This window comes from Acetobacter garciniae, from assembly GCF_017377735.1.
Classification (GTDB): Bacteria; Pseudomonadota; Alphaproteobacteria; order Acetobacterales; family Acetobacteraceae; genus Acetobacter; species Acetobacter garciniae.
Map to the genome: position 1 here is coordinate 1 of NZ_JAFVMH010000019.1, position 13022 is coordinate 13022.

A 13022-nucleotide genomic window follows, 5' to 3' on the forward strand; every position below is an offset into this window, starting at 1 on the left:
TCTGCGTGACCTGTGCCCCACGTCAAAGCCAACGCAGGCGGACCTGGCCGACGCTGCGGAACGTCTTTCCGGGCAGATCGGCGTGAGCTGGCGGGCCTGGAGCCAGGCCTGTGCGGTCATGGGCCGGTTCGAGGCGGGTGTCGCGATCATCGTGATGGCGGCAAGGGTCGGCCGGGGTGAGGTCATCCGGTTCAGGGACGCCTATTTCCGCGCCCTGGTGGACAGGAGTGCGCGGCACACCCTGTTCCTCGACAGAAGCCTTTACGCCCTGCGCGACATCCACGCGGCTGAAAGCGGCGTGCCTGCGGAAACTCGCTCGCTATGATCCCGCTCTGCGTTCCAAAAGGGCAGGAGAGCGTCGCACTTCGCTGCGGTGCCACATGGAGCAGCGCGGAAGGCTGCCATGTGGTTGAAGCGCTGCCGTTGATCATTGAGCCGACGTCGCCGCTTCTGGGGTTTCTTCCGTATCGCTTCAGGCCGGATCGAGCGCCTCCCTATGTCCGGCCCTGGATGGTGCCCCAGCCGCTCTGGGGCTGGAACCTGCGGGCGCTTCTGGCAAAGGCCGACTGGGACACCGTGCGGCGCTGGGCCTATCGGCGTGCGGGCTATCGTTGCCGGATCTGTGGGCAGCGGGGTGCTGACTATCCGGTCGAGGCCGACGAGGGCTGGGCCTATGACGACGCACAATGTGTTCAGACCCTCAAGGGAGTTGTCGCACTCTGCCCACGCTGTCACGAGGTGCGACATTGGGGACGGACGATGGCGACGGGCAGGGAAGCCGCGGCACTAGACTGGATGGTCTTCGTGAACGGCTGGAGCCGGGAAGACGCCAGGACCTGCGCGCAGGCTGCACTGAAGGAATGGAGCCTGCGGAGTGCCCGGTCGTGGACGTGCGACATTTCCTGGGTGGAGCAGACCTTTGGGATGACACTCCTGCCTGATGCGCGGGAGCGTGCGGCTGTGCGACAGAAAAATCTGGTCGGCCTGGCCCGGCAGACCTATTACCGGAAACCATGACCGCACACGACGAAACCGGCCCTGAAGCACCTACCCTTGTCACGTCCGTCCGGCGCTTCCCGACCGAACGTGCGTCGGAGAGAACTGTTGAAGCGGTTCTTGCGCTCGCCCCCACATTTGAGACCGTTGATGCGACATTACGGGAATGCGGGTTGCGAGGGCCGCGAAGGGCGTCTGCCCTGCAGCGTGAGGCTGCCAGGGAAATGCGGCGTGAGTTGAGAGAGTATGGCGACATTCCCGATGAGAGTGCGGCCGAGCTTGAGACGTTCCTGCGCGATGGCCTTCAGGCTGCTGTCGACCACGCGCTATCGCTCCTGCCTCGCGCCAGGGACAAGGTCTTCCAGATGGAGCGGATCTCGGCCCAGACGTCCGTCGAGGAACGCCTGTCCGATCCGGAGTTCAGGGCCAGGCGCCTTGAGGCGGGGATGCTGCTCGATGAGGCCTGGCAGGTGTCGCAATGCGTTGTGGGCGGCTGGAGTGTCGCCCTCAGGATGCTGGAGGCCTGTCGCGCGCGGGACGCGTCGCGACAGGTGGCAGAAGCCGGCAAGCCTGATGTGAACGAGATTCGTGGGCGTAAGGAGGTTCTGGCCAGCGAGAAAGTCGTGTTGCTCAGCGCCTGGAAGAACGCCTCCACACGTAAATCCTGAACCTGCCCGCGGTCACAATCGGTGCCCCTACTATCGAACCATGAGCGGGTCGCCCTGATCCGCATCCATGAACGGGCAGGGGCCTATGCTGCGGCAAGCGACATCGCGACGACACCAGACCGACACTCGCATCGAGTGCGAGGTTAAACCACCTGACAAACGGATTGGCACCCGTTCGCCGGATGTGTCGCTCAGGCCTCCCAGTAACTCAAGCGCGCTTGCAAGCCTGCTGCTCGAACACCTGACCCGTCGGGCCGCCGTAAAACGCCACGACCATGACTGAGCACGAAGATCATCCAGCGTTGACCGCGCTATGTCATGCAGTTCTTGTGTCTCTGGTTTAGCCGAAAAATCTCAACGAGGACGCTTCGGGCGCCGCTCAGGGAGCGTCCTCCTGCCGTTGTTATCCGTGCGTGCATAGTTGGCGTGATGTGGGATGGCCGATTCGGCGAAGCTGAATGAACAGATGTGGAGTGCCATTCTCACCTTTGCCGGGACGCTCCAGGCGCACGCGGATCTGCGGGCGTTCGTGGATGCGAGCAGTGGCGCGCCGAATGATCCGTCGCGGTCCCGGCGGATGTCATTGAGGCGTGGTCTGGCTGTGCTGATGAATGCGGGCATTCCTTCAACCCGGATTTATGTGCGGGTCATTGGCTCACCAGGTGAGACGGGGGAGGAAACTCCCGCAGATCGTGTGGACATCAGGCGCTCTGACGCAGTACCGTGATGGCCTGACAGGCTTTCACTCTCCCCTGGGGCATTCGATGAGCAAACCAACGTTATATCTCCTGCGGATGATCGCGTTCCTCGGATGCGTCGCCGTTGTGGGGGGGCTTCTATGGCGTCCGCTCCGCGCAGCCTTCTTCAACAATCCGGCGCTTGACGGTCTTATTCTGGGCATTCTCGCGATTGGTATCCTGTGGAACATCCGCATGGTGTTGCGTCTCCAGCCGGAGGTGGCATGGGTTGAGACCGTTCGTCAGCATCGCGACGGGCTGGCGCAGCCGGAGCCGCCGCGGATGCTGACGGCGGTGGCAACGGCGCTGGCGGCGCAGTCCGGGCGGAACCGGATTGCCCTGTCGACGCCGGCCATGCAGTCCCTTCTGGACAGTCTTTCAGGGCGTCTGGAGGAGGGGCGGGAGGTCTCCCGTTATCTGACCAGTCTGCTGATCTTTCTGGGTCTGCTGGGCACGTTCTATGGCCTGCTGCTGACGGTGAGCGCCATTGCGGACGTGATTGCGGGCATGTCGGTCGGCAATGGCGATCTGACGATGATGTTCGATCAACTCAAGGCCGGGCTTGCCAAGCCGCTGCATGGTATGGGGACGGCGTTTTCCGGCTCGCTGTTCGGTCTGGCGAGCGCGTTGATCCTTGGCTTTCTCGACCTGATGGCGGGGCAGGCGCAGAACCGGTTCTTCAATGATCTGGAAGAGTGGCTGGCCAGCCTGACGCGGTTCTCCTCGACGATGGGGGGTGTCGAGGGTGATGGAAACAATCCAGCCTATGTGCAGGCGCTGCTTGAGCAGACGGCGGAGAACCTTGAGACGTTGCAGACCGTGCTGCGTGCCAGCGAGGAGCAGCGGGCGCAGCAGACGCAGGTTCTGACGCGGCTGAGTTCGCATCTCGGGGCGTTGACCGGCGGGCATGAGAGCGAGGGGGAGCGCCAGACGTTGGCGCATATGCGCAACATCGAGGGCCTTCTGACGCAGCTCATTGCCGAGAATGAGCGTGGTCGGCAGCAGAGTCTGGCTGACATCCGCAGTGATCTTCGTCTCGTCGCCCGGACGGTTGCCGCGGCGAACGAGCAGAATCCGCGCTGAGGGGGCGGCGATGCGCCCGGGACGCCGTGGACGGACCAGTCATGCCGGGCTGAATGCCTGGCCGGGCTATGTGGATGCGCTTTCTACCCTGCTGATGGTGGTGACTTTCGTGCTGCTGGTGTTTGTGCTGGGGCAGGCTTTCCTGTCGGTTGCGCTGAACCGACGGGAGCATGTTCTGGACAGGTTGCAGGTACAGGCGGCGGAGCTGACGCGGATGCTGGCGCTGGAGCGTGGGCTGACGAAGGATCTACGCGGGAATCTGGCGGTTCTGACGGAGCAGCACAACAAGGACACGGCGGCGGCGACGGCGTTAGGGAACCAGTTGGCGGCGGCTCAGGCGGCGGCGGTTCATGCGAACGAGCTGGACCAGACGGCCGAGGAGAAGGTGAGTTCGCTCAATGATCAGCTTTCGGCGCTGAATGCGCAGCTGACGGCCATTTCGCAGGCGCTGGACGTGTCGAAGAAGGACGTGATGGAGCGCGATGCGAAGATTGCCGATCTGGGCAATCGGCTGAACATCGCGCTGGCGGACAAGGTCGAGCAGTTGAAGCGGTATCGCTCGGAGTTTTTCGGGCGTCTGCGGGATGTGCTGAAGGACCAGAAGGGGGTTCAGATTGTTGGTGACCGGTTCGTGTTCCAGAGCGAGGTGCTGTTCCCGGTGGGGAGCGCTGATCTGACGCCGCAGGGCGTGGCCGAGATCCGGACGCTGGCGAAGACGTTCCGACAGGTTTCCTCGCAGATTCCGGCTGATGTGCCGTGGATTCTGCGGGTGGACGGGCATGCGGACCGGCAGCCGATCCATACGGCGTTTCCGAGCAACTGGGAGCTGTCCTCGGCGCGGGCTATCACAGTGGTAAAGCTGCTGATTGCCGAGGGGGTAGACCCGAAGCATCTCGCAGCGACGGGGTTTGCGGATTATCAGCCGTTGAGTCAGGGGACGTCGGTGGCGGATTTTGCGCGGAACCGGCGGATCGAGTTCCGGCTGACGGACCGGTAGGGTGCTGTTTCCAACGCATTGAACTGCCGCGGGTTTACCGGAGAGTAAAACTCTCGGAGGATGAGCCCTATGGTAGAGAAGAAGAAGACATCGCGTTATTCGCCTGAGTTCCGTGAGCGCGCTGTGCGCCTTCTGGACGAGCATCGCTCGGATTACCCGAGCCTGTCGGCGGCCTGTCGCGAGATTGGTGGCAAGCTGGGCTGCTCGGGCGACAGCCTGCATGACTGGTGGAAGCAGGCCCGGCGGGACGCGGGTGCGCAACCGGGGCCGACCACGGCCGAGACGGCACGGATCAAGGCGTTGGAGCGGGAAGTTCGTGAACTGCGTCAGGCCAATGAGATCCTCAAGAAGGCCTCGGCTTATTTTGCTCAGGCGGAGCTCGACCGCCCGTTTCGCAAATGATCGCGTTTATTGAAGCCTACCGTGCCGATTACGGGGTCGAGCCAATCTGTCGCGTTCTGCCGATTGCCCCGTCCACGTTTTACCAGCAGGCGGCCATAGCAAGAGATCCGGCCAGGGCCAGCCCGCGTGCCCTGCGCGATAGGGAACTGATGGAACATATCCGCCGGATCTGGCAGGACAACCGTGCTGTTTATGGTGCGCGTAAGGTCTGGCATAGCCTGAAGCCTGAAGGGCGGCAGGTTGCGCGCTGCACTGTTGAGCGCCTGATGCGCAAGATAGGACTTAAAGGCGTCATTCGTGGCAAGGGGGGGGCAGAACCACACGGTCTGATCCGCAACGCCCTTGTCCACAGGATCTGGTGCAGCGCCAGTTCCATGCACCAGCCCCCAACAGGCTCTGGGTTTCGGATTTTACTTACGTGTCCACCTGGTGGGGTTTTGTTTATGTCGCCTTCATCATTGATGTGTTTGCCCGCGTGATTATGGGCTGGCATGTCTCCTCAACTGCCCATACCGACTTCGTGCTGGATGCCCTCGAGTAGGCTCTGTGCCAGAGGTGGCCTGAGGGAAAAGTGACCCATCATTCGGACCGTGGGTCACAATACCTGTCGATCCGGTATACCGAACGTCTGGCGCTGGCTGACATCGATGCCTCGGTCGGCACGGTTGGAGACAGCTACGACAACGCCCTAGCGGAGACGATCAACGGTTTATACAAGGCCGAAGTCATCCATCATCTGGGGCCATGGAAATCCATGGCGCAGGTCGAATGGGAAACCCTCAGATGGGTGGACTGGTACAATAACCGACGCCTGCTGGTACCAATCGGCTACAGGCCGCCCGCCGAAGCTGAACGGGCCTTTTATACAGATCAGAGCAGGCTTGATATCGCAGCCTGATTACTCAACAAATCGCTCTCCGGTAAAACCGGGGCAGTTCAGTTTCATTAATGACTTTCCGCAAAAGACTTCAGAGGAATTATTTTGCTTTCTCCACTTGTAACCGGGCCCAGTATGGCCAGTTCAGGGCATTGAGAGAGTCGGGACCACCAGAAACAAAGAAAAAAGCGTAGAAAAACAGTCCCAAACAATTGATTCGGATTATGAATCATTGATGTTTTGTTTATTTGTTTTTTATATTAGTTGAATTGAATTGCCTATCACTGCGAATAATGTCACTATCAAAACGATCTGGTGTATAAATCACAAGAACCGCAGGGATGTTTATCCATGGCAAGAAAATGTGACGAAGATGGTGGTGAAATACGGTCATTTCACAGTTCATATAATCTATTAGCACTGGCTGTAAATTTAGCTGCTATGGAACTTGCGGCAGAGAAGTTAGAGCATGTCAGGCACTATCTTGTCGCTCTGTCTAAGAGTACTAATCAGGATTGCAGTAGCGTGCTAAATCTTCTTGATGTCTAGACATATTTCCTTCACGGGAAAGGTAGATAACTTTTGAATGTGCTGAGAAAATCTCAGTATTTGTCTCGGAAAGGAAAGCACCAAAGTGTTGCGATTTTCCGCCGTTTTATGCTGAGCTAATTGTATCGTGTTTTGCAGATGTGTGCTGTTAGAGCCTGTTTGAAAAGCCGCTGAAGTGTGATTCAAGCTCTGGATGTGGACGCCAGAGCAGAGAGGCCGCATGGCCGGGATTACCCGCAAGACGAAGCGTTATCCGTCTGACATGACGGAGGAGGAATGGGAGCGCATCGCGCCGCTGATGCCCGAACCGGGACGCACGGGGCGTCCGCGAGAGGTCGAATTCCGCGAGGTGATCAACGCGGTGCGCTATCTGGGTCGATCCGGCTGCGGCGGGCGGATGCTGCCGATCCATTTCAGGCATTGGCGCACGGTCTATGGCTGGTTCAGGGAATTGGCCCGGAGCTTCCTGTTCCAGACCATTCATGACGTGGAACTGATGTTTGACCGGGAGCGATCGGGCCGTGAAGCGAGCCCGTCGGCCGGGGAGATCGACAGCCAGAGCATCAAGGCGCCGCACGCGAAAACAAGAGGTTACGACGCTGGAAAGAAGATTGTCGGGCGCAAGCGGCATATCGCCGTGGATACGGACGGACCCCTGCTGATGGTCAACCTGACACCGGCGGACATCTCCGACAGCGCCGGAGCGCAGATGATCCTGGACGCTATCCGCAAGCGCTGGCCGTGGGTCAAGCACCTGTTCGCGGACGGCGCCTATGATCGGCTCTAGTTGATGGACAAGGCTGCTTACTTGGACTTCGTCGTCGAGGTGATTCGCTGCCGGGACGGAGCGAAAGGCTTTGAGGTTCTCCCCCGGCGCTGGGGCGTGGAACGAACCTTCGGATGGATGACCCGATGGCGACGCCTCGTGCGCGACTACGAGCGCCGCATTGATGTCTCACAGGCATGACCTCGTCGCCATGGGCGCTAATCTCATCCGTAGAAACGCTCATCCCTGACTTTCCAAACAGGCTCTAAGAACAAAAATAGTATATATGAATAATATCTTAACAGGCCTGTTTTCGGGGCAAACGGTTCAATTTTAAAATCAGCTCTATGAGACGTAAGTGTTGAAGAACGACAGGGGATGTGAACGTTTTGCGGCTGAACATATTGGCGTAAGGGCGGATGTCCTTGCAGGGGGCGTGCCTGTTTCTGAACATTTCCCGCCTTGATGGCTAACCGGGCGAGCAAGGTAGTGTGTATCCAATCCCAATGTCATGGCGGTATCGCATGAGCCCAAACCGTCACCCGAGAAAAGATGCCTAGGCGCCATCGGCGAACAGATGCTTCACCCATGGCCAACGCTTGCGGATCGCATCCAGGATCATCTGGGCGCCGGCACTGTCGGAGATGTCGGCCGGGGTCAGGTTGACCATCAGGAGGCGCCCGTCCGTATCGACGGCAATATGGCGCTTGCGTCCGACGACCTTCTTGCCAGCATCGTAACCCCTTGTCTTTGCATGAGGCGCCTTGATGCTCTGGCTGTCGATCACCGCCGCTGTCGGACTGACCTCGCGGCCTGCCTGCTCCCGGTCGAGCATCAGTTCAACGTCATGAATGGTCTGGAACAGGAACCGTCGCGCCAGTTCCCGAAACCAGCCATAGACCGTGCGCCAGTGTCCGAAATGGATCGGCAGCATGCGCCAACCGCAGCCTGAACGAACAAGATAGCGCACCGCGTTGATCACCTCACGGAATTCGACTTCCCGTGGACGGCCACGACGCCCAGGGCCTGGCATCACTGGCGCAATCCGCCCCCATTCTTCGTCCGTCATGTCAGACGGGTAGCGTTGCGTCTTGCGGCTGATCCTGGCCATCCGGCCCCTCTGCTCTGGCGTCCACATTCACAGCTTGAATCACATCAGACCGATTTTCCAAACAGGCTCTTAGAGCTACGGGACATGATTGGTCGAGTGGCGCAAGCGGCCGCAGCCTTGGACCTGGTTATTGGTCTTGCCCAGGCCGCAGCGGAAGGGGGCTGGACCGAACCACAGCTTCATAATGGCACCGAGTTAGCGATTGAAGGCGGGCGTCATCCTGTTGCTGAAGCACGTTTAGAGGCAGATGGACGCAGCTACGTTGCCAATGACTGTCTCATGGAAACAAGAAATCGAATGTGGATAATCACCGGTCCGAACATGGCCGGAAAGTCGACTTTTTTACGACAAACGGCACTCATCATTCTTATGGCCCAAATCGGCTCTTTCGTGCCTGCTCGCCATGCGCAAATTGGGGTCGTTGATCGAATGTATAGCCGGATTGGCTCAGGCGATGACCTCGCCGCTGGAAAGTCCACCTTTATGGTCGAAATGGAGGAAACTGCGACCATTCTACAGGAAGCGACTGTCCAGTCTTTTGTAATTCTGGATGAAATCGGACGAGGTACGGCAACATCTGATGGCTTGGCAATTGCTCAGGCGACGATGGAGTGCCTTCACAACACAATTGCATGTCGTACACTTCTAGCCACGCATTATCATGAACTGGCGGAATTAGCTGATGCCTATGAAGGTGCAGTGAGCATGATGATGGATGCTACCAATGAAATGAACGAAGAAGCGTTTACCTACCTGATCGCTCCTGGAAAGGCTGGCAATTCCTATGGTTTGAGAGTTGCTAGGATGGCGGGACTTCCAGAGAGCGTCAGCTGTCGTGCAGAAGCGCTGTTATCCGAGCGACAGCAGCTTAGACCGCAAAACCTTCAACCGGGCAGTCGAATTCCTCACAAAAGCAATGACATTTGACATCAACTGCTCTATACTTGAGCAGATATTAGGAAATTCCTTAATGTCTCATGCATTGCGCGAAAAGGCAGTTCAAGATGCAAAGGCCAGCGCTGCTCGTGAGGGCCAGCGGCTCCGTGCCGAGGACAGCCTTGACCTTGGAGCCTACATGCGGGGCGAAATTTCTGCGGATGAAGTTCGCAGGCGTGTTGTCGCACGGCTCCATAATCACGGACATCTGGACACGGCTAAGGCGATATAGCGTCGATGGCCGATCCCTATCTTCAGGATGATGGGGCCACCCTCAAGAACAAGCTTGGGATTATCGGAGATTCACAGCGTCTAATACCAACGGTTATAGCCTTTGACCTGTGTGAGCCCATTTCCTGAGCCCGATGGAGTGGATGGTATCCGGGAGTGCGGCAAGGTTGTTCCATGCTCAGTAGGCTGCGTCGATGATATGATCGACGTCGTCGAAGACGGTATTGGACAGCCAGTTTGCGCGCGGGAACTGCCAGATATTCTCGACCGGGTTCAGTTCGGGGGCACGGGACGGCAGGAAAATCAGGCTGACATTGCGGGGTACCTCCAGTTTACTGGTGGTATGCCATCCTGCACGATCGAGCAGCACGACGGCATGGGCACCGCGGGCGACGCAGCGTGAGATCTCCTCGATATGGAGTTGCATGCTGGCAGTGCCGACGAACGGCAGCACCAGGCCGGCAGCCTTGCCGCGCGCTGAGCAGATCCCCCCGAACAGCCAGGCAATCTCGTAGCGCTGGTCAGCCGGCTGGCGTGGTCGCGTGCCGCGCCGGGCCCATTGCCGGGCGATGCCGTTCTTCTGGCCGATGCGAGCTTCGTCCTGAAACCAGATCTCGATCGGCTTTCCTTTCGGCAGATGGCCGATATGGGCACTCAGGATGCGGGGGAAGTTTTTTTGAACGCTTCCATGACGGCAGGATCCTGCCCCGGATGACGCGGCCGGGCGCTGACATGAGAAAAACCAAGACGTTTCAGCAAAGTGGAAACGTGCCGTTCGTGGTAGACGACGCCGAAGCGCTCCTTGATCACGCGTTGCAGATCAATCCGGCGCCAGCGCACCTCACCGTCGCGCTGCCGATCGGGCCCGGCCTCGACCAGAGCCTTCAGTTCGGCCTGCTGTGCTCCGTTCAAACGGCAGGCCAGCCCCAATACCACGCCGGTTGGCCTCGAAATTTAAGGGACTCGACTTGTCCCGTCTTCTTGATGTCTTTCATAATAAAAAGCAGTTCAGTGATGATTGCTTGTAGTGTTTGCCAAGTGTATATGCAGGGCTTTCTAAGAGAATGCAGCGAAATCTAGCCATGTGTAATAATTCCAGTAAAAAAATACCGTTCCAATGGAGTGCTTGGATCAATAAAAACAAGCACAGAATGAAGCACCCTCAAAATTTTGAGGTTTTGTTTGCCGAGCAAGTATTATCCCAAGTTTCAGGGCTTGATCCTGAAGATGTGAAACCTCAATTCCCTTTTAGAGATAGGGAGAATAGGCAGCGTCGCATTGATTTTATGATAGACAATTCACAAAAAGGCTTAAGCCTTGCTATAGAAGTTGATGGTTATACAAAAAATCGTGGGATGTCATCTATGGAGCATGATGATGCTCTCATGAGGCAAAACTCTTTAATTGCGAATCTTGATTGCAAATTACTTAGATTTTCAAATCAGCAATGGAGATATTACCCGGATAAAGTGATAGAGGAAATCCATGAATTAATAAAAATGCAAATGCAAAAATTCAATGAAAAAATAGAGGAGAAAAAATCAAGAGAAGAAAGTAAGATTAATATTGAAAATATGGCAAGCTCCATTGGCATTATAAAAACAAAAATTGAGGCCAGCGGAAGCAAGGAGGTAAAATATAACTATTCTGGAAACCATAAATACGTCCTCTTTGCGCTGTTTGGTTTGTTAATTTCTACTTCCTTCTATTTTATATTGTCTTCAAAAAGTTCTCGTCCAGATATAGCTAGAGCACGTCCACGTTATTCTGGTTCATAGCCTGCGGCGGTGAAGAAGTTGGCACATTCGTCCGGAGTGAAATCATCCAGGACCGATCCGGCGGCGTCCCATAACGCTGTGACGGTTCTTGCTGCCTTGGCTCGTAAGAGGGCCTTGAACTTGGCGAACGCCATTTCGATCGGGTTGAAATCGGGACTATAGGGAGGCAGGAACATCATACATGCCCCCACTCGTTCGATGGCCTTTCGCGCTCCCGGAATCCTGTGAGCGGGCAGATTGTCCAGCACAACGATATCGCCCGGGCTCAGCGTCGGCACGAGAACATGCTCGACATAGGCCTGAAAGATCTCGCCGTTCATGGCGCCATCATGCACGAAGGGTGCGGTCATGCCCGTGAGGCGCAGGCCAGCGGTAAAAGTGGTGGTTTTCCAATGGCCATGAGGAACGCCAGCTCGACAGCGTTCTCCGCGTAAAGCGCGACCACGTAGGCGCGCCATCTTCGTGGAGAGGCTGGTTTCGTCGATGAAGACCAGGCGGTGCGGATCGAGGTCAGGCTGGCCGTCGAACCAGTCCTGCCGCCGTGTCAGCACATCTGCGCGCTCCTGCTCCAATGCATGTGCGGTCTTTTTTTGAATGTCCACCCGCGCTGCCGCAGCCATCGGCTGAGCATACTGCGGCCGATCCCGACGGACTGCTCACCCTGCAGGCGCGCCACCATCTCGTTGAGCGTGATGTCTTTTTGCGCTTCGATCATGCCAACAATAAAGGCTTCATGCCCGTCCAGCCTCGAACCGCATGGCTTGCCCTGACGGCGCGCCGCCCGTTCGCCGCTTTCACGCTCGCGCCGAAGCCACCGGATCGCCGTCGAAATCCCGATCCCGAACCGCTTCGCTACTGAACGGGCTGACCCGCCCGCTGCGCCGGCTTCCAGAACGCGCACCCGAAGATCGTCACTCAATGCTCGCGCCATCACCATCTCCATCAATGGAAACGGTGAATCACAATCCACGCTCCGCGTCATCCCCCACGATTCATAGTTCAGTGGACGCGCTCTAGACAGCCCGATAATTCTAGAGCCACAACGCTCGCTGAAGTGCCTCCTCCTGTCATAAATAAAATTCAGACAAATGATTCTATCAAACCATATGAGGCGTCGTCTCATATTGGCGAAAATGCAGTGGTCTGCGGTCAGGTCGTTCAAATCAAAGAATTATCCAAAATGACGATTTTGAATTTCGAAAAACGATATCCGGATAACCCGTTCTCTGTAGTCATTCCAAGTCGGGCCCTCGGGCAATTCTCAAACCCTACTTCATGGGTAGACACCAAGCTCTGTGTAAAGGGACAAATCACCGAATATAAAGACAAGGCGGAGGTAACGCTCGATACACCCAGTCAATTAGTTCGTTAGAGAAAAAAATGCGATCATATTTTTGTTGCTTATCCGCTCTTCTGTGCCTACTGAGCTTTTCTGCAAACGCGCAATCTGCGGTTGATGCGAATAAAGCTGCATTTCATGTTGGGGAATCCCTGATGGTTTGTGGAGATATTTCAGAAGTAAAAGAATTATCTCGTAGAACCATGATTAATATAAATCATCCACACCCGAATGAAAGTCTTTCTCTCCTGATATGGGAGAATAATAAAAATGACTTTGAGAAACGCTTTGGTAGACTTCGCTCTTTGATTGGGAAAAAAATATGTGCAGACGGAAAGCTGGAACTCTATAGGGGTTCTATACAGATGATTATGAGAAATCCTCAACTACTCAGACTCATGAAATGAGAGTTCCATTTTCTTTTCTACCCGGCGGATTGCCCTGAGAGCCGCGTCCAGCAAAGGCATCATATGAGCGAGTTCTTCTGACTCCAAACCGTGAGGTCTTTGCTTGATGGCTCCACGATCAGGAATTATTCGTGGATGCTGCTTA

The 13022-nt window shown here is 56.7% G+C and carries 9 protein-coding genes, 4 pseudogenes and 1 other annotated feature; of the genes and pseudogenes, 10 read left to right on the forward strand and 3 right to left on the reverse strand.

What is annotated here, in order from left to right; genetic code table 11:
- The 7 genes and pseudogenes from repC to J2D77_RS16700 all read left to right on the forward strand — a co-directional run.
- The coding region (repC, locus tag J2D77_RS16670) for a replication initiation protein RepC (RefSeq protein ID WP_269142577.1) at window positions 1-325 on the forward strand (325 nt) is incomplete at its 5' end.
- Window positions 322-1017 (forward strand): HNH endonuclease, encoded by a 696-nt coding sequence (locus tag J2D77_RS16675; RefSeq protein WP_207847642.1) that lies wholly within the window; start codon window positions 322-324, stop codon window positions 1015-1017. The genes repC and J2D77_RS16675, both read left to right, overlap by 4 nt.
- The gene (locus tag J2D77_RS16680) at window positions 1014-1664 is read left to right on the forward strand and encodes a hypothetical protein (RefSeq protein ID WP_207847643.1); all 651 of its coding nucleotides are present in this window, start codon (window positions 1014-1016) and stop codon (window positions 1662-1664) included. Before J2D77_RS16675 ends, J2D77_RS16680 begins: the two co-directional genes overlap by 4 nt.
- Before the next feature lie 764 nt (window positions 1665-2428).
- A complete protein-coding gene (locus tag J2D77_RS16685; RefSeq protein ID WP_207847645.1) occupies window positions 2429-3484 on the forward strand; it encodes a flagellar motor protein MotA in 1056 nt (351 codons plus the stop codon).
- Between the two features lie 10 nt (window positions 3485-3494).
- Window positions 3495-4481, forward strand: a complete 987-nt coding sequence (locus J2D77_RS16690; RefSeq protein WP_207847650.1) for a peptidoglycan -binding protein — start codon at window positions 3495-3497, stop codon at window positions 4479-4481.
- A gap of 69 nt (window positions 4482-4550) precedes the next feature.
- Window positions 4551-5781: pseudogene (locus J2D77_RS16695) on the forward strand (IS3 family transposase).
- Window positions 4838-4954: a sequence feature (AL1L pseudoknot), on the forward strand. Its footprint overlaps the pseudogene before it by 117 nt.
- Window positions 5782-6502: 721 nt before the next feature.
- Window positions 6503-7325, forward strand: a pseudogene (locus J2D77_RS16700) (IS5 family transposase).
- Window positions 7326-7634: 309 nt separating this feature from the next.
- On the opposite strand, the pseudogene J2D77_RS16705 reads toward J2D77_RS16700, so the two are convergent.
- Window positions 7635-8213 (reverse strand): annotated as a pseudogene (locus J2D77_RS16705) (IS5 family transposase); the annotation flags it as partial.
- Between the two features lie 57 nt (window positions 8214-8270).
- On the opposite strand from J2D77_RS16705, the gene J2D77_RS16710 reads away from it, so the two are divergent.
- Both J2D77_RS16710 and J2D77_RS17655 read left to right on the forward strand, forming a co-directional pair.
- A complete protein-coding gene (locus J2D77_RS16710) occupies window positions 8271-9113 on the forward strand; it encodes a MutS-related protein (protein ID WP_207847646.1) in 843 nt (280 codons plus the stop codon).
- Between the two features lie 43 nt (window positions 9114-9156).
- Window positions 9157-9354, forward strand: coding sequence for an antitoxin VbhA family protein (locus J2D77_RS17655; protein ID WP_407927114.1), 198 nt, complete (start codon window positions 9157-9159; stop codon window positions 9352-9354).
- Window positions 9355-9447: 93 nt separating this feature from the next.
- Here J2D77_RS17655 and J2D77_RS16720 read toward each other — a convergent pair.
- A pseudogene (locus tag J2D77_RS16720) lies at window positions 9448-10280 on the reverse strand (IS630 family transposase); the annotation flags it as partial.
- Window positions 10281-10504: 224 nt separating this feature from the next.
- On the opposite strand from J2D77_RS16720, the gene J2D77_RS16725 reads away from it, so the two are divergent.
- The gene (locus J2D77_RS16725; RefSeq protein WP_207847648.1) at window positions 10505-11131 is read left to right on the forward strand and encodes a hypothetical protein; all 627 of its coding nucleotides are present in this window, start codon (window positions 10505-10507) and stop codon (window positions 11129-11131) included.
- On the opposite strand, the gene J2D77_RS16730 is transcribed toward J2D77_RS16725, so the two are convergent.
- Window positions 11116-12062 (reverse strand): IS630 family transposase gene (locus J2D77_RS16730; protein WP_230975912.1). Its coding sequence is split into 2 segments (ribosomal slippage): window positions 11116-11723 and window positions 11723-12062, totalling 948 coding nucleotides; the frame shifts between segments, so codons are not numbered across the junction. The genes J2D77_RS16725 and J2D77_RS16730 overlap by 16 nt on opposite strands.
- Between the last annotated feature and the right edge of the window lie 960 nt (window positions 12063-13022).